19 protein-coding genes are annotated in these 20,833 nt (G+C 62.9%); 5 read left to right on the forward strand and 14 right to left on the reverse strand.

Annotated elements, in window-relative coordinates; genetic code table 11:
- Nucleotides 1-67: 67 nt before the first annotated feature.
- From folK to dksA, 7 genes are all read right to left on the reverse strand, one after another.
- The gene (gene folK, locus BM341_RS17155; RefSeq protein WP_089797278.1) at nucleotides 68-562 is read right to left on the reverse strand and encodes a 2-amino-4-hydroxy-6-hydroxymethyldihydropteridine diphosphokinase; all 495 of its coding nucleotides are present in this window, start codon (nucleotides 560-562) and stop codon (nucleotides 68-70) included.
- A complete protein-coding gene (pcnB, locus tag BM341_RS17160; RefSeq protein ID WP_089797279.1) occupies nucleotides 559-1,953 on the reverse strand; it encodes a polynucleotide adenylyltransferase PcnB in 1,395 nt (464 codons plus the stop codon). The genes folK and pcnB overlap by 4 nt, the downstream gene beginning before the upstream one ends.
- Before the next feature lie 863 nt (nucleotides 1,954-2,816).
- Nucleotides 2,817-4,205, reverse strand: a complete 1,389-nt coding sequence (locus tag BM341_RS17165) for a sigma-54-dependent transcriptional regulator (RefSeq protein WP_089797280.1) — start codon at nucleotides 4,203-4,205, stop codon at nucleotides 2,817-2,819.
- A complete protein-coding gene (locus BM341_RS17170) occupies nucleotides 4,183-7,143 on the reverse strand; it encodes an ATP-binding protein (RefSeq protein WP_089797281.1) in 2,961 nt (986 codons plus the stop codon). Before BM341_RS17170 ends, BM341_RS17165 begins: the two co-directional genes overlap by 23 nt.
- Before the next feature lie 48 nt (nucleotides 7,144-7,191).
- Entirely contained in the window at nucleotides 7,192-7,368 is a 177-nt protein-coding gene (locus tag BM341_RS19290; protein WP_175507899.1) for a hypothetical protein, read from the reverse strand.
- 45 nt (nucleotides 7,369-7,413) lie between these two features.
- The gene (gene gluQRS, locus BM341_RS17175; RefSeq protein WP_089797282.1) at nucleotides 7,414-8,319 is read right to left on the reverse strand and encodes a tRNA glutamyl-Q(34) synthetase GluQRS; all 906 of its coding nucleotides are present in this window, start codon (nucleotides 8,317-8,319) and stop codon (nucleotides 7,414-7,416) included.
- Nucleotides 8,320-8,409: 90 nt separating this feature from the next.
- A complete protein-coding gene (dksA, locus tag BM341_RS17180) occupies nucleotides 8,410-8,847 on the reverse strand; it encodes an RNA polymerase-binding protein DksA (RefSeq protein WP_089797283.1) in 438 nt (145 codons plus the stop codon).
- Nucleotides 8,848-9,066: 219 nt separating this feature from the next.
- Here dksA and BM341_RS17185 point away from each other — a divergent pair, with 219 nt between their 5' ends.
- Entirely contained in the window at nucleotides 9,067-10,227 is a 1,161-nt protein-coding gene (locus BM341_RS17185) for a pyridoxal phosphate-dependent aminotransferase (protein WP_089797284.1), read from the forward strand.
- A 9-nt stretch (nucleotides 10,228-10,236) separates the two neighbouring features.
- Nucleotides 10,237-11,010 carry a DNA/RNA nuclease SfsA gene (gene sfsA / locus BM341_RS17190; protein WP_089797285.1) on the forward strand — a complete coding sequence of 258 codons (774 nt, stop codon included), beginning with the start codon at nucleotides 10,237-10,239 and terminating at the stop codon, nucleotides 11,008-11,010.
- Here the strand turns inward: sfsA and BM341_RS17195 are convergent.
- From BM341_RS17195 to BM341_RS17220, 6 genes are all read right to left on the reverse strand, one after another.
- Complete coding sequence (locus BM341_RS17195) at nucleotides 10,995-11,447, reverse strand: DUF4426 domain-containing protein (RefSeq protein ID WP_089797286.1); 453 nt, start codon at nucleotides 11,445-11,447, stop codon at nucleotides 10,995-10,997. The two genes, sfsA and BM341_RS17195, sit on opposite strands and share 16 nt — an antisense overlap.
- A 33-nt stretch (nucleotides 11,448-11,480) precedes the next feature.
- Complete coding sequence (metW, locus tag BM341_RS17200) at nucleotides 11,481-12,083, reverse strand: methionine biosynthesis protein MetW (RefSeq protein WP_089797287.1); 603 nt, start codon at nucleotides 12,081-12,083, stop codon at nucleotides 11,481-11,483.
- Nucleotides 12,080-13,282: a homoserine O-succinyltransferase MetX gene (metX, locus tag BM341_RS17205; RefSeq protein ID WP_425432009.1), complete on the reverse strand. Its 1,203-nt coding sequence runs from the start codon at nucleotides 13,280-13,282 to the stop codon at nucleotides 12,080-12,082. The genes metW and metX overlap by 4 nt, the downstream gene beginning before the upstream one ends.
- Nucleotides 13,279-13,872 (reverse strand): YggT family protein, encoded by a 594-nt coding sequence (locus tag BM341_RS17210; RefSeq protein ID WP_089797288.1) that lies wholly within the window; start codon nucleotides 13,870-13,872, stop codon nucleotides 13,279-13,281. Before BM341_RS17210 ends, metX begins: the two co-directional genes overlap by 4 nt.
- 67 nt (nucleotides 13,873-13,939) lie before the next feature.
- Nucleotides 13,940-14,764, reverse strand: coding sequence for a pyrroline-5-carboxylate reductase (gene proC / locus BM341_RS17215; RefSeq protein WP_089797289.1), 825 nt, complete (start codon nucleotides 14,762-14,764; stop codon nucleotides 13,940-13,942).
- Between the two features lie 66 nt (nucleotides 14,765-14,830).
- Nucleotides 14,831-15,550: a YggS family pyridoxal phosphate-dependent enzyme gene (locus BM341_RS17220; protein WP_089797290.1), complete on the reverse strand. Its 720-nt coding sequence runs from the start codon at nucleotides 15,548-15,550 to the stop codon at nucleotides 14,831-14,833.
- Nucleotides 15,551-15,610: 60 nt separating this feature from the next.
- Between BM341_RS17220 and BM341_RS17225 the strand changes: the two genes are divergently transcribed.
- Complete coding sequence (locus tag BM341_RS17225; protein WP_089797291.1) at nucleotides 15,611-16,645, forward strand: type IV pilus twitching motility protein PilT; 1,035 nt, start codon at nucleotides 15,611-15,613, stop codon at nucleotides 16,643-16,645.
- A 31-nt stretch (nucleotides 16,646-16,676) separates the two neighbouring features.
- On the forward strand, nucleotides 16,677-17,822 hold the full coding sequence (locus BM341_RS17230) for a PilT/PilU family type 4a pilus ATPase (protein ID WP_089797292.1): 1,146 nt from the start codon (nucleotides 16,677-16,679) through the stop codon (nucleotides 17,820-17,822).
- Here the strand turns inward: BM341_RS17230 and BM341_RS17235 are convergent.
- Nucleotides 17,819-18,949, reverse strand: coding sequence for an anhydro-N-acetylmuramic acid kinase (locus tag BM341_RS17235; RefSeq protein ID WP_089797293.1), 1,131 nt, complete (start codon nucleotides 18,947-18,949; stop codon nucleotides 17,819-17,821). The two genes, BM341_RS17230 and BM341_RS17235, sit on opposite strands and share 4 nt — an antisense overlap.
- A 119-nt stretch (nucleotides 18,950-19,068) precedes the next feature.
- On the opposite strand from BM341_RS17235, the gene tyrS reads away from it, so the two are divergent.
- Nucleotides 19,069-20,268, forward strand: coding sequence for a tyrosine--tRNA ligase (gene tyrS / locus BM341_RS17240; protein ID WP_089797294.1), 1,200 nt, complete (start codon nucleotides 19,069-19,071; stop codon nucleotides 20,266-20,268).
- Nucleotides 20,269-20,833: the final 565 nt, after the last annotated feature.

A 20,833-nucleotide genomic window follows, 5' to 3' on the forward strand; every position in this document is an offset into this window, starting at 1 on the left:
CGAGTGGTGCCCATGATTGTTACCCAAACCGCCCCGAAGAGTCGATAGGTAACACGTTCTGCGTTTTTCAGGCGCCAGGTAACATCGGCGATACGCCGTGATCACCCAGCGCGGCGGCCAACCGAGCCACTGAACGGCCATCGGGAAGCCGCAGCTCGGGGGCGACGTCTGCCAGTGGCAGCAGCACGAAGGCACGATAGGCGAGCTCTGGGTGGGGCAGGGTCAATCGGGGCCACGTCAATCGATAGTCGTCAAAAAGCAGCAGGTCGAGGTCAAGGGTACGCGGTCCCCAGTGGCGCTGGCGTACGCGTCCATGACGCTGTTCTACGGCCTGAAGCTGGTCGAGCAGTGCTAAGGGCGATAGTCGCGTGGCGACCATGGCCACGGCATTGATGAAATCGGGCTGATCCGCGGGGCCAACTGGGCGGCTCTTGTAGCAGCTCGAGGCGACAAGTCGCCGCGTCAAGGGCAGTCGATCGATTTCCTGTAAGGCACGTACGACATGGTCGAGTGGGTCATCGAGATTGCTGCCCAGGCCGATCCAGGCACGCTGGTCGCTCATGTCTCGCTCGAGGGGCTTCGCGGCTTGCGACGGCGGCGGCGCTTGCGAGGCGCGCCACTGCCTGCGGGGTCGGCACCGACCTTGCCCAGCAGGCGGCGTTGCTCGTGTTCATCGGCATCTTGGAAGGCGGTCCACCAGTCGCCCAGGCCTGGCTCCAGCTCGCCCGCGGCTTCACGAAGCAACAGCAGGTCGTAGGCGGCCCGGAAACGCGGATGCTCGCGGGTCTGGAAGACGCGGCGTCCACGGCGCAGGGGTAAGCGTTGCTGCAGGTCCCAGATATCGCGCATCGGCATACTGAATCGCTTGGGAATCGAGATGTGCTGCAACTGGCGCGAGATAACCTGCTGGGAAGCGGCCTGCAGGGCTGGAATCGGCGGCATGCCGTCGTTTTCCAGCATGGCCTGACGTTGTTGCACCGGCCCCCAGAGCAGCGCGGCAAACAGGAACGCCGGGGTCACCGGACGTTCCTCGCGGATGCGCCGGTCGGTGCTGGCCAGCGCCTGCTCGACCAGTCGCTCGGCCCAGGCCAGCTCGTTCATGGCCTCGTCGGCTTCGGGGAACAGCATCGCGAATAGACCGAAATCGCGTAGTAAGTGGAAGGTGTCGACCCCGTGGCCAGCCATGAACAGCTTGAGTATTTCATCAAACAGGCGCGCCGGTGGAATCTGCAACAACAGGTGTGCTTGTTCGTGAATAGGGGCTTCGGTCGCCGGATCGAGATCGAAATCGAGCTTGGCGGCGAAACGAACCGCCCGCAGCATGCGCACGGGATCCTCGCGATAACGGGTGGCCGGGTCTCCGATCAGACGCAGGGTGCGCGCCTGGATGTCTTCCACTCCCTCGGCAAAGTCATGAATCGAGTAATCGGCGATGCTGTAGTAGAGGGCATTGATGGTAAAGTCCCGCCGCAACGCATCTTCCTCGAGATTGCCCCAGACGTTATCGCGCAGCAGCAGGCCCGCGTCAGACTGCTGGGCGATATGATCGCCATGGTCGTCGCCCGGTTTGCCGCGGAAGGTGGTGACCTCGATGACTTCACGGCCAAAGCGCACGTGCACGATGCGAAAGCGTCGACCAATGATCCGCGAATTACGAAACAACTCGCGAATCTGTTCCGGCGTGGCGTCGGTGGCCACGTCGAAGTCCTTGGGCATGCGCCCGAGCAGCGAATCGCGGATGCAGCCGCCGACCAGAAATGCCTGGTGACCAGCATTGTGCAGGCGATAGAGGACCTTGAGCGCGGCGTCACTGAAATGCTGTCGCGATACCGGATGGTCTTCGCGGGGTATGAGGCGTGGCCCCGAGCTAACGGCGGGAGCGGTCTGTGGATCGAACAGGGACTTCAGGCGTTCACCTGGACCCTGCAGAAAGCGGGTAAATCCTTTGAACATGCGGCGATATCGACTCGCGGGTCACGGAAAAGCGTTGAGTGTAGCCGACCCCCGACACCTTGCAAAGCGTCGTAAGAATGTGGTGCTGGGTTGACATGAGTGTAATACAGAAAGGGGAGACCTTATGGTCTCCCCTAAGCAAGTCTGCAGCATCCTTACCGCTGATTCTTCTTCGTGATGGCGCATCGCCTTGAATACGTACCGCAGTCACCAAGGGATATCAGGCAAGCGGTGTTGTTGTCGTTATTGGTGCTCCCGAGGGCAACCGCCTCGTATTCAAAACAATAATCCAACCACGACGGCAACAGGTAATGCCTTTCCCCCGGGTTGTTGGTGTTGTTGCCGGGAGTGCACATTGACGGCAATTGTTCTTTTTGGTGGCCGTAGGAAGTGCGTCGCGTCCTGGTGGCTCCGGTGCTTCGAGGTCTTGTTGTCATTAGGCCCGAAGGATTGGCGAAACGGTCATTGTTATTATCACCCCAAGGGGCAGCCGACCGGCATTCGCTACCGTAGCATCGCTATCCGAGGTCATTGTTGTTGTTGTTGCGAATCGGACCTTGTCACGTTGGCCGCCTGGTTGTTGTTGTCGGCAGACAGAGACAAGTGGATTTGTTTTTCTTGACTACTAAGTTGCAGGGGGTATGCCAGGTAGTGGTTATTCTTTTAAAAACAATATATTATCTTGGGTTACTGGCGGGTTACACATCACCGAAGCGCTGAGTGTTACCCCCTTTGAGCCAGAATGGGGCGGCTGGTGGGTGAGAAGGTAACAGTTGGTGCAGGTCGGCTCCACGGCATGAGGGTCACGCTGTTAGAGGGGTCGGTCGTTGGCCCTTGCCCTTTGGTCGAAGCCGCATATCGCCTCATCCGGCGGTGCGTCGAGGTGTTTTCTTGCGGGGAATGCCGAGCCGCTGGCGACGCTCCCAGAGACACTTGCGGCTGATCCCGAGCTTCTGTGCGAGCTCGGTTTCACTCATCTGATCCTGGTGCTCCAGCACGAAATGCTGGAAATAATCCTCAAGTGACAAATCCTCCTCGTCATCACTTGCCGGCTCGGTGGTATCCATGAGGTCGTGACCGCCAGCTGACGGTTTGCTCAAGGAGCGCGTAGGGGGCACGAGGCCCAGATCGTCGGGATGAATCAGATGACCCTCGGCGAGGATGACGCCGCGCTCCAGGGCGTTTTCCAGCTCGCGTACATTGCCGGGCCAGGGATAGTCATGGATGGTGCGGCGCGCGGCCTGGGAAAGCCTGAGTCCCGGCTGATCATGGCGATGGCAGGCCTTGTCCAGCAGCACATCGGCGATCTCGAGGATGTCGTCATCGCGCTCGCGCAGTGGCGGCAGGTCGATCTGCATGACATTGAGGCGGTAGTACAGATCGAGGCGGAACTCGCCGGTCTTCGACAGCGCGCGCAGGTCGCGATGGGTAGCGGCGATCAGCCTCACGTCGACATGACGCGTCTCCACTGAGCCGACCCGGCGGATCTCGCCTTCCTGGAGCACACGAAGCAGGCGGGCCTGGGCATCCAGCGGCAGCTCGCCGATCTCGTCGAGAAACAGAGTACCGCCTCCGGCCGCTTCCACCAGGCCGGTTCTGGCGGCGCTGGCGCCGGTGAAGGCGCCTTTTTCGTGGCCGAACAGTTCGGATTCGATCAGTGTTTCCGGTATCGCCGCACAGTTTACGCAGATCAAGGACGCCATGGCGCGCTTGCTCTGCTGGTGGATGGCGCGGGCCACCAACTCCTTGCCGGTACCTGATTCGCCTTGGATCAGTACGGTCACGTCGGCGGGTGCGGTCTTGCGAATGCGGGTATAGACCACCTGCATGGCGGCGCAATTACCGATCATCGGTTGTGCGCTACCGCTCGCCTGAGTGATATCGGGTGGGGTGCTGTGCCGGTCGGCTTGCTGGTGCAGCACCCTGGCCACCGTTTCGAGGAGTTCGTCATGATCGAAGGGCTTGGCGATGTAATCCACGGCTCCGAGCTTCAGGGCCTCCACGGCCGAGCGCATACTGGCATAGCTGGTCATGATCAACACCGGTACCGGGTCGGCATGCCGGATCAGGTCGGTGCCGGGTTCACCAGGCAGGCGCAGGTCGCTGATCACCATGTCGAAGCGCTGGGGGTCGAGTTCTAGAGCGTCGGCCACCGATCCGGCTTCACTGATGCGATGATCGTGGCGCTCGAGCAATCGCCTCAGGGCACTGCGAATAATAGCTTCGTCTTCAACGATCAGAATCCGGCTCATCGGCGTGTGCAACCTCCTGTCGGTTGAGGGGCAGCCAGAGGCAGATTTGCGTGCCCGTTGCCTGGCCTGGCGGTGGGGAATTGATGTCGATCTTTCCGCCGTGTTCGACGATGATGCTGTAGACCAGCGCCATGCCGAGCCCGGTGCCCTCGCCAGGGGGTTTGGTGGTCGTGAAGGGCTCGAAGAGACGGTCACGAACGCTGTCGTCGATTCCTTCACCTTCGTCGGTGACACTGACTTGCAGCCATTCCCCCGCTGGTTCGGCCTCGATGATGACCCGATCGCCCGCGGCGCTGGCATCGCGGGCGTTACCCAGCAAGTTGACCATCACCTGCAGTAGCCGCTGAGCGTCGCCCAGGACCCTCGGCTCGACAAGGCAGCGATTCTCGAACACTACATCCTCACCCGAGCGGGCAAGATGGATCAAGTGCAGCGCCTCGTCGGTGATGTCGGCCATCGAGACCGCACTGAGCGTATGCCCCGAGACGTGACGCCCGCCGTGGGCAAAACCCACCAGCGAGGCGACGATGCGCGAGACCCGTTCGGTCAGTTGCTGGATCTGGCCGGCAGTTTCCAGGACCCGGGGATCGTCGGTGTCGTAGCGCAGGTTCTGGGCCAGCGAAGAGATGCCCGTGATGGGGTTGCCGATCTCGTGGGCGACGCCGGCGGCCAGCTGGCCGATCGAGGCCAGACGCGCCGCATGCACGAGCTCGTCCTCTAGCCACTTCATCTCGCTGTGATCTTCGATCAGCACCACCTTGCCACCGTGCCCGTCCTCGCCGGCATCGAGTTCGGCCTTGTGTAACGTCAGGTGCCGCAACTCACCAGCAAGCTCGACGGGTTGCTTGTAGAGGCGGCTATGGGGGTCGGCGAGGATGCGACCCAGCAGTTCACCCCAGGGCGCCGGCAGGTTGTCGCGGCGGGCGCCGATCACGCTGTCGCCGTCAATGCCAGTGAGGGTGGCGAGGGCGTCGTTCCACATCAGCAGCTCGCCGTCCTCGCCGAAGGCGCAGAGACCGACCGGCAAGCGCGCCAGGGTGTGACGGTGGTAGCGACGCAGGCCGTCGAGCTCGCGGGCGAGGCCGGTGAGCCGGGTTCGGTAGGCTTCCAGGCGACTCTCGACGAAGTGGATGTCTTCGGTGGCCGCTATCCCGTCCCCGCGGTAGGGCAGGAAGCGATCGACGATGTCCTGGGCCACCGACGGGCCCATCCGCCCGGAGAGGTTGGCCTGGATACGATCGCGCAGACGCCGCAGCGCGTAGGGACGGCTCTCCTGCGGCGAGAGGCCCAGGTCCGTGAGCGCGCGCTCGACCTCGTGCTCGGCAATGTCTTCGCCGAGGGCGCGGGCCAGTTGCTGCTTGAATTCTTCGCCGCTGGTGGCGATCAATGGAAAGCGTTTGGGACGGATGACCGCGTCGACCGAGCAGGCCTCTGCGGCGGCGCGCTCGCCGGCCGAGGTATGGGTCGCCAGTGATACCAGGATCAAGGTCAAGATATTGGCGGTGAGCGACACCAGGGTGACGAGATACCATGGCGCCTGGCCGGCGAGCTCCTCGAGACCCGGCGGCAGCAAAATCAGCCCCGGAAGGGCGGTGACCAGGGGCGGCCACAGGCCCAGCAGCCAGATCAGGCTACCGACGATCAGGCCGCTGACCATGCCCTTGCGGTTGGCGCCCGGCCAGTAGAGCAGCGCCAGCATGCCCGGCAGGCACTGTGCCATGCCGACGAAGGCCACCAGGCCCAGGGTAGTCAGGTCGTGCTTGACCCCCACCAGGCGATAGAAGAGCCAGCCACCGAGAATCACCGCAGCGATGAGGCCCCGCCGTAGCCAGCGCAGCCAACGGTAAAGGCCGAGCTGCTTGCCCGGCGGGAGGGCGACCAGTACCAGGTGGTTGAGGATCATTCCCGAGAGGGCGAGTGAAATAACAATCATGGTGCCGCTGGCCGCCGCCAGACCGGCAATGAAGGCCGTACCCTGGAGCCATGCGGCGTCCGACAGCGCGAAGGCATAATAAGCCTCGCCAATGCCGGCGCCGTCTTCCCCGAGCCGTTGGGTACCCCACAGGATCAAGGGAATTGGTAGCGCCATGAGCAGCAGGAACAACGGCAATGACCAGGCCGCCTGAAGCAGGGTGCGTCGCGACAGGGTTTCGGCGAAGGTAACGTGAAACATGTGCGGCATCAGAAAGGCGGCAGCGAAGAACAGCAGCAACAGGGTACGCCATCGTGTCGGGTCAAGCTGCTCGATCCCGGCCTGGACGCTGCGTCCGGGGCCATCAAGCCAGGCCTGCAGGTCCGCGGGGCCATCGAAGACCACGAAAAGGGCATAGGTCCCCAGTACCAGCATGGCGACAAGCTTGACCAACGACTCGACGGCGATGGCCGCCAGCAGGGTGTCATGGCGAGCATGCAGACGCGCATGGCGAGCACCGAAGGCGATCGCGAACAGCGCGATCAACACGCAGAAGACGAGCGCAAACAGCCAGGGCGCACCGGTGCCGGTCATCAGGAAGATAGTGTCGCCCAGGGTCTGGACCTGCAGGGCCAGTAGCGGTAACACCGCCAACAGACTGACGAGGGTCACCAGGCTGCCGACCCAGCGTGAACGAAATCGAAAGGCAAACAGATCGGCCAGCGAGGCCAGTTGGTAGGCGCGCGACAGGCGCTGAATCGGTACCAGAAGTACCGGCGCGAGCAGGAAGGCACCGGCCACGCCCAAGTAATAGGCCAGATAGCCGAACCCCGCGCGACCGGCAAGCTCCAGGCTGCCGTAGGTCGCCCAGGCACTGGCGTATACGCCCAGGGCGAGGATATAGACTGCCGGGTGGCGGGAAATGCGAGCGGGAACCCAGCCGCGCTCTACCGCCAGGGCGCCCAGGAAGAGTAGCCCCAGATAGCCGATGCCGAGCAGCATGACGGCACTCAGGCTGAGAGTCATCGCGGGCCTCTCAGCGGGGCGGTCCCTCTAATCCCTGAGTGGTTCGCGCTAGCGTTCATCGAGCCTTCGCTTCTGTTCCAGCCAGAGGGTTAGGGCGATCAGTACGCCCCAGATCACGAAGGGGCGATACCAGGCCACCCCGGGACTGGCCCAGCCGCTCATCAGCAGCGGGGAGAGCAGATAGCCGCCAAACACCAGCAGTAGCATGATGCGGTAGACGTACAAGGCACTCTCCTTTTATGGCTTATGACCTCGCATGGGTCGAAGCTTTTACCGCATCGAATCGGTGTCGCCCTCCATCGCTATGCGTTTTCGTTCGGGCTGGATGCGTCCCACGTCCCAGTCGGCGATGGCCTGGTCGAGTTGCTCGCTGACCGGGGCCGCCGCAAGCGCAGGCGACGGGGCCTGATCCAGGGCCAGCAAGGCACGGTGCAGCAGAGGGCGCACCCTGGCATCCGCGAGCGGCAGCGGCGCGGCCAGGTTCTGTTTGGAGAGTTTCTGATCGTTTACATCCATGATCAACGGCAGATGCAGATAGCGCGGCTCGGGCAGGTCCAGGGCCTGCTGCAGCTGACGCTGCCAGGGTGTGTTGTCGAGCAGGTCAGCACCGCGCACTACATCGGTAATGCCCTGATCGGCATCGTCTACCACCACGGCAAGCTGATAGGCCCAGAGACCATCCTTGCGCTTGAGCACCACGTCGCCCAACGCCGCCGGATCGAAGCACTGCTCACCGAACAGGCGGTCCTGCCAGATCACCGGGCGGCGGCCAAGATCGCTGCGCAGTCGCCAGGCGACGGGTTTGTCCGGCTCGCGAACGCCACTACGACACCAGCCGGGATAAACGGGGTATTGGCGCCATTGGCGGCGTGAGCAGCTGCAGGGGTAGGCGAGCTCCAGTCCCTCGAGACGCTCGAGAGCGAGGGCATAGTGAGCCTCGCGCCCCTGTTGCCAGAGCACCGGGCCGTCCCAGTGCAGGCCGAAGGCCTCGAGCTGGGCAATGATGGTCTCGGCCGCTCCGGGCGGGCAGCGGGGCGGGTCGATGTCCTCGATGCGCAGCAACCACTCTCCCCCGGCCCGGCGGGCATCGAGGAAGCTCGCCAAGGCAGCGACCAGGGAACCGAAATGCAGCGGACCGGAGGGGGTCGGAGCAAAGCGTCCGCGGTAATCGGTCACAGGCTTCTCCCGAGACGGGCGATGGACATGCAAACGGGCACCCTGGGGTGCCCGTCGCGTTGCCACGGCGGTGCCATCGGCATTGAGGGATCAACCGCCCAGCTGCTTTTCCTTGAGCTCGGCCAGGGTCTTGCAATCGACACAAAGGGTCGCTGTGGGGCGCGCTTCCAGCCGGCGTATACCGATCTCGACACCACAGGCTTCACAGAAGCCGTAATCGTCCTCGTCGATCTTGTCGAGCGTCTCGTTGATCTTCTTGAGTAGCTTGCGCTCACGGTCGCGAGTACGCAGCTCCAGGCTGAAGCCCTCTTCCTGCGTGGCGCGATCCGCCGGGTCAGCGTAATTGTTCGCCTCTTCCTGTAGGTGACGCACGGTGCGGTCCACCTCTTCCATGAGCTCCTGCTTCCAGCCCAGAAGAATCTGTCGAAAGTGCTCAAGCTGTTGCTCGTTCATGTACTCTTCACCCTGCGCCGGCTCGTACGGGGTGAATTTCTTGGGCGCTTCCACTTTCTTGTCGGCTACTGGCATGGGACTGCCTCGTTACTGGGTGACTGCTGATCAATACCTGCCGCAATGCACGGTATCTCACGCCAAAGGGATGCTTGTTTATCGGAAACGGACACGTTTTGCAACACTTCAGGTCCCTTGTCCTGCGCTGGCACAATGAAAGTCGTTACCATACACCTTTTGGACCGCGCGACGGACGTCTTGTCCCTTTCTCGGTCATGACACCGCAAGGAGGCCGCCATGGCATGGCATTCGCGAGTCGAGCGCATCGCCCCCTTCCGGGTGATGAACCTGCTGGCGAGCGCCCAGGCGCGTGAAGCCGCCGGCCATGACGTGATCCATCTCGAAGTGGGCGAGCCCGACTTTCCCACTCCCGAGCCGGTGGTGGCGGCCGGCCAGGCGGCACTTGCGGCCGGGCACACCCGCTATACCCCGGCAACCGGCCTGCCGGCATTGCGCCGCGCCATCGCCGGCCACTACGCTGAGCAGTTCGACGTGGGGGTCGACCCCGGCCGTATTATCGTCACGCCGGGTGCCTCGGGCGCGCTATTGTTGGCAAGCCAATTATTGGCTGGCCCCGGCGATCGCGTGCTGATGGCCGATCCCAACTATCCCTGCAATCGTCATTTCATGGCTCTGGCTGGCGCCTCGATCGATGCCGTGCCTGTAGGGCCGCAGAGCGGCTGGCAGCTGGACGCCGGCCTGGTAGCGCGCCACTGGCGCGACGACACCCGCCTGGCGATGCTGGCCACGCCTTCCAATCCCACCGGCCACATGCTCGATGCCGAGTCGCTATCCGCGGTGGTCGAGGCGGTAGCCGACCGCAATGGCGAGCTGCTGGTCGACGAGATCTACCAGGGGTTGTCGTATGATCTGGCGCCGCTGACGGTAGCCTCGATCACCCCGGACGCGTTCGTGGTCAACAGCTTCTCCAAGTATTTCGGCATGACCGGCTGGCGCCTGGGCTGGTTGCTGGCGCCGGAAGCGGCGGTAGAGCCGCTGACCCGCCTGGCACAGAACATCTTCCTGGCCGCGTCCACCCCGGCGCAGCATGCGGCGCTGGCCGCCTTCACCCCGGAGTGCCGGGGGGTTCTCGAAGCTCGGCGCGCCGAGCTCGGCCGGCGTCGCGATGCGCTGCTGGCGGGACTGGCGCGGCTGGGGCTGGCGCCGTCACTGGCGCCCCAGGGAGCGTTCTACCTGTGGCTGGATATCTCGCGCTACAGCCATGACAGCCAGGCCTTCTGCGAGCGGTTACTGGAAGAAGAGAACGTCGCCATCACCCCGGGGATCGATTTCGCCCTCGAGGGTGGCGCGCATCACGTGCGCATCGCCTTCACCACCGGCATCGCGCGCCTGGAAGAAGCGGTCGATCGACTCGAGAGTTTTCTGGCGCGCCAATAGGAAACCCTGATGCAGTACCCTCCGCTGATGCCCGGCATCCTGCTGCGCCGCTACAAGCGCTTCTTTGCCGACGTGCACCTCGACGACGGCCGCGAGGTGGTCGCTCACTGCCCCAACACCGGCTCCATGCGCGCCGTGAACGTGCCGGGATGCCGAGTCTGGCTCGCAGCGAGCGATAATCCCAAGCGCAAGCTGGCCTGGACGTGGGAGTTGATCGAGTTACCGCAGCCCGACGGCAGCATGGCGATGGCGTCGGTGCATACCGGCCGGGCCAATCGTCTCGTCGAGGAGGCCTTGAGGGGGCGGCGTTTACCCGGCCTGGCCGACTACGCGACCCTCACGCGCGAGGCGAAAGTCGCCGGGAACGCTGGGCAAACCGAGGCTCGGCTGGACTTTCGCCTGGATGACCCGGAGCGGGAGAGTGCTTTTATCGAGGTCAAGCAGGTCACCTTGAAGGAACCCGATGGCCACGGCTATTTTCCCGATGCGGTGAGCGTGAGAGGCCGAAAACATCTGTTGGCGCTGGCCGACCTGGCAGCCCATGGGCATCGCGCCGTGCTGCTGTTCTGCGTGGCCCATGCGGGAATTCGTGACGTGGCGCCGGCGGCACATCTGGACCCGGCGTATGCTCTTGCTCTGCGCGAGGTGGCGGCGCTGGGCGTCGAAATGCGCGCATACGGCTGCCAGGTGATTAGCCGCGAGGGCGTGCCGGCGACGATTAGCCTCGGTGACCCGCTGCCCGTCCATCCGGACCATGTCGACGACATTCAGCGTTCGGTGTAGAAGCGTTGGATGAAGCTGATATCGGCAGGTGGGGCGTTGCGGTCGTAACGCACGCGAAGATCGAAGCGCATTGGTTCGTCGTCCTGAATGCGGAACACCGCAACCTGTGACGGCGTGTCGCCGATGCGCAGGCTGCGAAACGCCAGCGGCGAGCCACCGGCCTCACCGAGTGGTCCGACGCTACCCTCGACCGACGCCGTCACGGGTGGGGTCGAGCCATCCTCTTCCACCTCCAGCACGCTGACATTGAGCAGCGCCATGGCCGGGCTACGCTGGATGTTGTGCTCCTCGGCCACGTCTCGGGGCAGGAAGCTGGTGTTCACCGCGCTGTAGTGGATCTGGTAGTCGCCCACCTGCTCGAACTGCTGGGCGGCGAGTGGCCCCGCCAGCAGTAATAGCCAGGCGAGAGCGACGATAATGAGGCCTCGTCGGGTCATCAGGATGTTCCTCTTGGGGCGGGTCGCTAACTTTTAGTCCCGGTGGCGACTGACCCGGAAGATCGCGATCTCGCCGAACAGGTTGGGCCACCAGCGGGAAGTCCAGTGGCCTTCATGATCGCCGATGCCCACGGCACGGTCGACGATGGTCAGACCCTTGTCACGACAGAGTTGTTCAAAATCGTTGAAGGTCGACAGATGAATGTTGGGCGTGTCGTACCAGGCGTGGGGCAGCGACTTGGATACCGGCATGAAGCCCTTGAAGCCGAGATAGGCCCGATGCCGCCAGTAGGCAAAGTTGGGGAAGGTGATGATGCACTCCCCGGCGACGCGCAGCATCTCGTCGAGCATCAGGTCGGGGCGGCGCAGCGCCTGCAGCGCCTGGGTCATGATCACCAGGTCGCAGGCGTCGTCCTCGAAATTGGCCAGGCCCTCGTCGAGGTTCTGCTCGATGACGTTGACACCCTTCTGCAGGCAGGCGGTGATGCCCTCGGGGTCAATCTCGAGCCCATAACCGCTGACATGCTTGTCGCAGGCCAGCGCGGCCAGCAGGGTGCCGTCGCCGCAAGCCAGATCAAGGATACGCGCGCCTTCGGGCACCCAGTCATGGATTAGCGTCAAGTCGGCGCGCTTCATGACGGGCCTCCCAGGTTCAGGTCGCGGGCCACGCGGGACATGAAGCCGGCGAACACCGCCTGATAACGGGGCTGCGGCATCAGGAAGGCGTCGTGTCCGTGGGGCGAGTCGATATTGACGAAGCTGACCGCCTTGTCGGCATGGACCAGGGCGTTGACCAGTTCCTTGGAACGCGACGGCGGGAAACGCCAGTCGGTCGAGAAGCTCACTACCAGGAACGGACAGTCGGCGGGCGCCAGGGCGCGAGCCAGGTCGCCGCCATGGGTCGCGGCCGGGTCGAAGTAATCCAGAGCCTTGGTCATCAGCAGGTAGGTATTGGCATCGAAGGAGTTCGAGAAGGTGTCGCCCTGGTAGCGCAGGTAGGATTCCACCTGGAACTCGACGTCATAGCCGAAATTGAAATCATCGGCGCGCAGGTCGCGACCGAACTTGGTGCCCATGGCATCGGCCGACAGGTAGGTGATGTGGCCCACCATGCGTGCCAGTTTCAACCCGCGCCGCGGCAGAGTGTCGTGTTCGTAGTACCAGCCCGCATGAAAATCGGGATCGGAGCGTATCGCCTGACGAGCCACTTCGTTGAAGGCGATGTTCTGGGCTGACAGCTTGGGAGTGGCCGCAATGACCACGGCATTGGCAATGCGTTGGGGGTAGGCCAGCGCCCATTGCAGCACCTGCATGCCGCCGAGGCTGCCGCCGATCACCGCAGCGAAGCGCTCGATGCCCAGCCGGTCGGCCAGCCGGGCCTGGCTGTGGACCCAGTCGGCCACCGTGACCATCGGAAAGTCCGGGCCCCACTGGCGGCCGGTGTCCGGATTCAGGCTGATCGGGCCGGTGCTGCCGTGGCAGCCGCCGAGGTTGTTCAGCGAGACCACGAAGAAGCGGTCGGTGTCGATGGATTTGCCGGGGCCGATATGCGCGTCCCACCAGCCCGGCTTGCGTTCATCGAGGCTGTGGAAGCCGGCGGCATGATGATGCCCCGACAGCGCATGGCAGATCAGTACGGCATTGGAACGCTCGGCATTGAGCGTGCCGTAGGTTTCATAGACCAGGTCGTAGGCCGGCAGGGTCTTGCCGCAGGCCAGCGCGAGAGGGTCGTCAAAGTGCGCCGTCTGCGGCGTCACCAGGCCGACCGAGTCGCCTGGCAGCTCGTCGGGTATCACGCGGTCAGCGTCCGGTCGTTGGGTCGGCGTCTGGGTCACAGGCCAACCAGGGCACCGGAGATGCCGGCAGCACGGGTCAATGACCCCACCACGAGGCCATCGAGGATGCTGATGGCGATGAACACCACGATCGGTGAGAGGTCGATCATCCCCAGCGGTGGGATAACCTTGCGCACCGGCGCCATGATCGGCTCCACCAGCTGCATCACCAGCAGCGCGCCGGGATGGCTGGCATTGGGGGCGACCCAGCTGAGGATGATCATCACGATCAGCGCCAGAAAGTAGATCTTGAGGATGGCGTTGGCGAGCCCTGCGAGGGCGCCGATGGCCACGCCGACCAACGGCGCCATGCCGAAGCCGGCGATCTGCAGGATGACCAGAATACTCACCGCCTTGATCACGAAGCCGGCAGCCAGCGTGGCGAGATCGAAGCGCCCCATCACCGGGCCCAGGAAGCTCTGGAAGGGCCGCACCACGGGCTGGGTGACCTTCACCACCGACTGGCTGATGGGGTTGTAGTAATCGGCCCGGGACGCCTGCAGCAGGAAGCGCAGCATCAGCAGGAACAGGTAGATGTTGATAAGGGTGTTGACCAGCAGCAGGCCGGCGCTTCCCAATTGGCTGCCCATCAGGGCTCCTCCATAGTCCTTGAGAGTGGGTCGTGTGAACCGCTGTCTCGTGAATGCATTTCGTGGATTAGCGTTTGCCCAGTTCGTCGGCCATCTCGCTGGCGCGATGCGCGCAGGCGTTCATGGCATCCTGCACGATACGCCGCAGCCCGGCACCCTCGAGATGCTCGATGGCGCGTTCGGTCGTGCCGCCCGGCGACATCACGTTGCGCTTCAGCTCGGCTGGTGTTTTATCGCTCTGCATGGCCATCTTCGCGGCGCCGTAGGCGGTCTGCATGGCCAGCCGGCGAGCGGTGTCGGCGGACAGGCCGAGACTAGCCCCGGCTTCCTCCATGGCCTCGAACATCAGGAAGAAATAGGCCGGAGCGCTACCCGAAACGGCCGTTACCGCTTCGAGCAGGGCTTCGTCATCGACCCATTCTACCAGCCCAACCGCCTCCATCAGCTCGGTGGCGAGTTCGCGTTGGGAGGCCTCGACCCGGGTATTGGCGTAGAGCCCCGAGGCGCCGGCCCCCACCAGCGAGGGCGTGTTGGGCATGCAGCGTACCACGGCCAGCTCGCCGCCGAGCCAGTGTTCGAGGGTCTCGGCCGGCAGGCCTGCCGCTACCGAGATAATCAACGGCCGGCGGGCCTGGATAGCCGAGCGCATCTTCTCGCAGACCTCCCGCATGATCTGCGGCTTTACGGCCAGCACCACGACGTCGGCCTGCTCGACTGCCGCATCGTTGTCGGTCTCGGTGCGAATTCCCAGCCGATCGCGCAGCGGCGCAAGCATTTCATCGCTGGGCGATGTCGCGGTGATGGCGTCGGGCGCGAATCCGCTGTCGATCATGCCGCCGATAATCGCACCGGCCATGTTGCCGGCGCCAATGAACGTCACTCTGCTAGCCATGTGCACTGTCCTTTGTTTTATATGAGACGTTTCAGGTGAGCCGCCAGGTGCGGCGTCGTCCGGTCGTTAACGGGTGTTGCGCTCGCCGAAGATGGCGGTACCCAGCCGCACCAGCGTGGCGCCTTCCAGTACGGCGGCTTCCAGGTCCCCGCTCATGCCCATGGAGAGCGTATCGAGCGGCGCCTCGGGGAATCGCTCCTGCAGTGCCTCGAGGGCCTCACGCAGCCGGGCGAATGGCCGGCGCTGGGCATCGAAGCTGTCGGCGGGGGCCGGAATGGCCATCAGGCCGCGCAGCCGCAAGGCCGGCATGGCCAGTACCGCCTCGGCGAGAGTGGGCAATTCAGCAAGGTTCACGCCCGACTTGTTGGGCTCGTCGCTGATATTGACCTGTAGACATATGTTCAACGGACCGAGCGCCTCGGGGCGTTGGTCGCTCAGGCGACGCGCAATCTTTTCTCGGTCTACGCTATGCACCCAGGCGAAGTGCTCTGCGACCTCTCGCGTCTTGTTGGATTGCAAGGGTCCAATGAAATGCCAGACGATACCTGTCAGGTCAGCCAGTTCGGCCTGCTTAGCCAACGCTTCCTGAAGATAGTTCTCGCCGAAGTCACGCTGCTCAAGGTGCCACGCATCGCGAATCATCGCGGCCGGTTTGGTCTTGCTGACGGCAAGCAGTTGGGCATCCTCATCGGGTCGGCCGGCTTCTGCCAGCGCCTTGGCCAGCCGTCTGCGGGCAATACCTAGCGATTCGGACAGCGCCGAGCGGGAAAGTGACGAGGCTGTCATGCCAAAAGGTCTGTCATACTGGTCATCCTAATTTACCCCTTACCGGGAGCAGGGAAACGCATGGATATTACCGAACTGCTGGCGTTCTCGGCAAAGCAGAATGCCTCGGATCTGCATCTCTCGGCCGGTCTTCCGCCGATGATCCGCGTCGATGGCGACATAAGGCGACTCAACGTGCCGGCCATGGAGGACCGCGAGGTCCGCAAGTTGATTTATGACATCATGGCCGATCGGCAGCGTCGCGACTATGAAGAGTTCCTCGAGACCGACTTCTCCTTCGAGGTGCCGGGTGTGGCGCGCTTTCGTGTCAACGCTTTCACTCAGGCCCGGGGCGCCGGTGCGGTGTTCCGCACGATTCCATCAGAAGTACTGACATTTGCTGACCTGGGCATGGGCGACGTGTTCCGGCGCCTGTCGATGCTGCCGCGTGGCCTGGTGCTGGTGACCGGGCCCACCGGCTCGGGCAAGAGCACGACCCTTGCGGCGATGATCGACTACATCAACGACAGCCGCTTCGAGCACATCCTCACTATCGAGGATCCGGTGGAATTCGTGCATCGCAGCAAGCGCTGCCTGGTTAACCAGCGCGAGGTTCATCGCGACACGCATGGCTTTGCCCCGGCGCTGCGCAGCGCCTTGCGTGAGGACCCGGATATCATCCTGGTGGGTGAGATGCGTGACCTGGAGACGATTCGACTGGCCATGACCGCTGCCGAGACAGGGCATCTGGTGTTCGGCACGCTGCACACGACCTCGGCGGCCAAGACCATCGATCGGATCATCGATGTTTTTCCCGGTGACGAGAAGTCCATGGTGCGCTCCATGCTTTCCGAATCGCTACAGGCGGTAATCTCTCAGACCCTGCTCAAGCGTCAGGGCGGGGGGCGCGTGGCGGCACATGAAATTCTCATTGCCACCTCGGCAGTACGTAACTTGATCCGCGAGGACAAGGTCGCCCAGATCTACTCGTCGATCCAGACCGGCGGCAATCTGGGCATGCAGACGCTGGATGCCTCGCTGGCCAAGCTGGTCGCCGACAATGTGGTCGCGCGAGATGAGGCCCAGACAAAGGCCAAGAGTGTGCTTTCGAGCTGAATGAGTGACCCAAGCGACAAGGAGCAGGGAGATGACGGCACAAGAGTGGCTCTATCAGCTGCTGGATATCATGGTGAAGCAGGATGCCTCGGATCTGCTGATCTCGGTGAACGCGCCGCCAACTCTCAAGATGGCGGGTAAGCTGACGCCGCTGGGTGACCAGGGGCTCACTACCCAACAGGTGCATGAATTGGTGGGAATCTCGATTCCAGAATCCACTATGCAGCGATTTCAGATCGAGCATGAAGCCAATTTTGCCCTCAGCCTGCCGGGGCGGGGGCGTTTCAGGGTCAGCGCCTTCCAGCAACGCAACCAGCCCGCCATGGTGATTCGCCGCATCGGGTTGACGATCCCGCATCTGGAGGAGCTATCCCTACCACCCATACTCGGCGAGCTCTGCAACAACAAGCGTGGCCTGGTCTTCGTGGTGGGTGGAACGGGAACCGGCAAGTCAACGACCCTGGCGTCGATGATCCAGCATCGCAATGAAACCACCGGGGGGCATATCATCAGTGTCGAGGACCCCATCGAATACGTGCATCCGCACCGCAAGGCGATCATCAACCAGCGCGAAGTGGGCATCGATACCGACTCCTTCGAAGTGGCATTGAAGAACACCCTGCGACAGGCACCGGATGTGATACTCATCGGTGAGATCCGGACCCGGGAAACGATGGAACATGCGCTGACCTTTGCCGAGACCGGGCATCTGTGCCTGGCCACACTACATGCCAATAACGCCAACCAGGCGCTGGATCGCATCATCAACTTCTTTCCGCTCGAGCGGCATTCTCAGATATGGCTCGACTTGTCGCTCAACCTGCGAGCCATCGTGGCGCAGCAACTGCTGCCTACGATGGTAGAGGGAGGACGCTGTGCCGCCATCGAGGTCATGCTCAAGTCGCCGTTAATCGGCGACCTGGTTCGTAAAGGCGAGGTTACCGAGATCAAGAATGTCATGGCGCGCTCGCGCGATTTGGGCATGCAAACTTTCGATCAGGCGCTGTTTGATCTCTTCAAGGCGGGGAAGATATCCGAAGAAGTGGCGCTGGTACATGCCGATTCGCCAAACGACCTGCGCATGATGATCAAATATGGCGATGAGAGCAGTGAAGGCGTGAGCCAGGCCAAGGAAGCGGCCAGCCACCTCTCGCTGCGCGGCGAGGACGACTTCTAGGAAGCATAGACTCCACCCAACACCCGGGTGCCGGTGGCGCCCGTCACCGAAGGCAGATTGCCGGACAGGCCGGCGAGCCTTCGCCAGGCCAGCCAGGCGAAAGCGCCACCTTCCAGCCAGTCCGCCGGCCAGCCCCATTCGGCGCTTGCCACCAGCGGTGTCTCAGGGAGGTGCTGCGCCAACCGGCTAAGCAGGTCGGGATTGTGAGCGCCACCACCGCAAGGTATCAATGCGGCGGCAGGTGGGGCGTCGAACTGTTCTCGCGCCATCATTACCCCCATCGCCACACTGGCAGCGGTCAGCTCGGCGAGTGTCGCCTGCACGTCTTCCGGCCGCTCCCTGCCCGTCAATTGCGCGTCGAGCCAGTCGAGATGAAAGGCTTCGCGTCCGGTGCTGCGGGGCGGGGGGCGATGAAAAAACGGGTCTGCCAGCAGGCGTTCCAGCAACGCCTCGTCGACCCGGCCCGTGGCGGCCCAGCGGCCCTCGGCATCGAAGCGCCCGCGACGGTGACGGGCATGCCAGGCGTCCAGGAGTGCATTGGCCGGGCCGGTATCGAAGCCCAGCGGGGAGCGCTCATCCTCCGCGGGCGGCAGCAGCGTCAGGTTGGCGAACCCCCCCAGATTCAGCACCAGGCGCCACTCGCCGGGTGCGCGGAACAGTACCTGATGAAAGGCCGGCGCGAGCGGGGCGGCCTGGCCACCGGCGGCCAGGTCGCGGCGACGGAAATCGGCCACGACCATGCAGCCCGTGAGTTCGGCGAGCAGGCTGGGGTTGTCGAGCTGAAGGGTGTAAGGGGGGCCGCCATCATGACCCGATGGCGCATGTTCGATGGTCTGTCCGTGACTGCCCAGGGCCGTGATGGCGTCAGCGGGGGTCATGCTCGACGCCAGGAGAGTATCGACAGCTTGGGCCTGCAGGCGACAGAAGCTGTCCTCGGCGCGGGCCAGTTCGGCGAAGCTCACCTTGTGAGCATGGCAGATCGCCCAGAGCCTTTCGTGCAGCGCCTCCGGTATCGGCTCGGCATGGGTGGCGACCAGCCGTGGTTGGCTCGCCTGGTCAATGTCGACCAGGACGGCATCGATGCCATCGAGACTGGTGCCCGACATGAGCCCCACGAATAGCGACATGTGTTTCTCCCGTGTCGATCTGGCGTCATCGCGTTTGTTCGAGTCATGCTACCATCCCGTCGCATTCGGTGGGCACGGTAGGGGAGCCCGACACGCCTCATGATGTGGAGCAGGAGACGATGACAGATGTTGCAAGCGCGCTGGCACTTTTACAGCGTGGTACCCATGAGATCTTGGTCGAGGGCGACCTGAAGCAAAAACTCGCCTCTGGTCACAAGTTGCGTATCAAGGCGGGTTTCGACCCGACGGCGCCAGATCTTCATCTGGGTCATAGCGTGTTGCTGACAAAGATGCGCCAGTTTCAAGACCTGGGCCATGAGGTTATTTTTCTCATCGGTGATTTTACCGGTCGCATCGGCGATCCCACCGGCAAGAACGTGACGCGCAAGCCGCTCACCGAGCAGGAGGTCAAGGTCAACGCCGAGACCTATAAGCAGCAGGTATTCAAGATCCTCGACCCCGACAAGACCGAGGTGCGTTTCAATTCCGAGTGGTTTGCGACCATGAGAGCCGCGGACATGATTGAGCTGGCCGGCCAGAGTACGGTGGCACGAATGCTCGAGCGCGATGACTTCGAGAAGCGCTACGCGTCGGGGCAGTCCATCTCGATCCACGAATTCCTTTATCCGCTGGTGCAGGGCTACGACTCAGTGGCGCTGAAGGCGGACGTGGAGCTTGGCGGCACCGATCAGAAGTTTAACCTGCTGATGGGCCGCGAGTTGCAGAAGCATTTTGATCAGGCCCCGCAGGTGGTGATCACCATGCCTCTGCTCGAAGGCCTGGATGGCGTGCAGAAAATGTCAAAGTCACTGGGTAACTACGTCGGCGTCGATGAAGCCCCTGGCGCCATGTTCAACAAGCTCGTCTCGATGCCCGACAGCCTGATGTGGCGTTACTTCGAACTGCTCTCTCTCAAGTCGAACGAGGCGATCGAATCGCTCAAGCTTGATGTCGAACAGGGCGCCAACCCCCGTGATATCAAGATGGTGCTGGCGCGTGAGCTGATTAGTCGTTATCACGGTGAGGACGCCGCAGCGAATGCGCACAAGTCGGCCGGTAATCAGCTGGCCGAGGGTGAGCTCCCTGACGACCTCCCCGAGGTCGAGGTTGATTTCGAGGGTAGTGTCCAGGCACCCATCGCGGCTGTGCTCAATCGATCGGGCTTGGCCAACAACAGTGCCCAGGCCAAGGACATGCTTGGCAACGGCCGGGTCAAGGTCGATGGCGAGGTGGTCGAGCGCGACCACATGCTTCAGACGGGGAAGCGTTACGTGATCCAGGCCGGTAAAAAGCGTTATGCGCGGGTAACAATTCGCTGATTAAACACCGAATCAGTTGGGTGGTCGGCATTTTATACCGTTGTAAAAGTCATCTTTTCGACTTATTTGTGTCAAATACCTACCCAAGTCTTGCATGCTTGGCCGGGAGATCGTAGGATACGCATCCGCTGCCAGGGACGGGGAACGTTGTTGGCGGTGGAGGCGGAAGAAGTGGTTGTTTTTCCTGGCAGTTAGCGACGATCAGGACGAACGATCCGACGCGCCAGGGGTTGACACTTTCGCCGAACTCGGTAGACTACGCCTTCCTCGCCGGGCGCTGCGCTTCAGGCCAGCAACAGCGAGACGCCCCACTCTCTAGCAGCTAGCGAGAAGTGGGAGCCGCTCTTTAACAATCGATCAGGTAATTCATGTGGGCGCTTGTCGAGGTGTCGGTGACCAGTCACCGAGACATCAAGGCAAGCGACTCGTCAAGGTTGGCCCCTCGGGGCGGACCTGTTGAGAAGTTTGGACCTTGAGCCGAGTTTGATCCGCTTTTGTGTCTTCTTTCGGGAAGGGCAAGCAAGGATCACAATGATTGGAAACTGAAGAGTTTGATCATGGCTCA

Origin of the sequence: Halomonas korlensis (assembly GCF_900116705.1) — a bacterium.
In the GTDB taxonomy this organism is placed as follows: domain Bacteria; phylum Pseudomonadota; class Gammaproteobacteria; order Pseudomonadales; family Halomonadaceae; genus Halomonas; species Halomonas korlensis.

Bases quoted from the DNA above. Each gene is read 5' to 3' on its own strand.
- metW (WP_089797287.1), bottom strand. From the start codon at position 12,083: ATGAAGCGCGCCGACTTGACGCTAATCCATGACTGGGTGCCCGAAGGC.
- BM341_RS17170 (WP_089797281.1), bottom strand. From the start codon at position 7,143: ATGACTCTCAGCCTGAGTGCCGTCATGCTGCTCGGCATCGGCTATCTG.
- sfsA (WP_089797285.1), top strand. From the start codon at position 10,237: ATGCAGTACCCTCCGCTGATGCCCGGCATCCTGCTGCGCCGCTACAAG.
- BM341_RS17230 (WP_089797292.1), top strand. From the start codon at position 16,677: ATGACGGCACAAGAGTGGCTCTATCAGCTGCTGGATATCATGGTGAAG.
- BM341_RS17210 (WP_089797288.1), bottom strand. From the start codon at position 13,872: ATGGGCAGCCAATTGGGAAGCGCCGGCCTGCTGCTGGTCAACACCCTT.
- tyrS (WP_089797294.1), top strand. From the start codon at position 19,069: ATGACAGATGTTGCAAGCGCGCTGGCACTTTTACAGCGTGGTACCCAT.
- BM341_RS17185 (WP_089797284.1), top strand. From the start codon at position 9,067: ATGGCATGGCATTCGCGAGTCGAGCGCATCGCCCCCTTCCGGGTGATG.
- BM341_RS17165 (WP_089797280.1), bottom strand. From the start codon at position 4,205: ATGAGCCGGATTCTGATCGTTGAAGACGAAGCTATTATTCGCAGTGCC.
- BM341_RS17220 (WP_089797290.1), bottom strand. From the start codon at position 15,550: ATGACAGCCTCGTCACTTTCCCGCTCGGCGCTGTCCGAATCGCTAGGT.
- proC (WP_089797289.1), bottom strand. From the start codon at position 14,764: ATGGCTAGCAGAGTGACGTTCATTGGCGCCGGCAACATGGCCGGTGCG.
- BM341_RS17235 (WP_089797293.1), bottom strand. From the start codon at position 18,949: ATGTCGCTATTCGTGGGGCTCATGTCGGGCACCAGTCTCGATGGCATC.
- pcnB (WP_089797279.1), bottom strand. From the start codon at position 1,953: ATGTTCAAAGGATTTACCCGCTTTCTGCAGGGTCCAGGTGAACGCCTG.
- BM341_RS17225 (WP_089797291.1), top strand. From the start codon at position 15,611: ATGGATATTACCGAACTGCTGGCGTTCTCGGCAAAGCAGAATGCCTCG.
- dksA (WP_089797283.1), bottom strand. From the start codon at position 8,847: ATGCCAGTAGCCGACAAGAAAGTGGAAGCGCCCAAGAAATTCACCCCG.
- BM341_RS17195 (WP_089797286.1), bottom strand. From the start codon at position 11,447: ATGACCCGACGAGGCCTCATTATCGTCGCTCTCGCCTGGCTATTACTG.
- folK (WP_089797278.1), bottom strand. From the start codon at position 562: ATGAGCGACCAGCGTGCCTGGATCGGCCTGGGCAGCAATCTCGATGAC.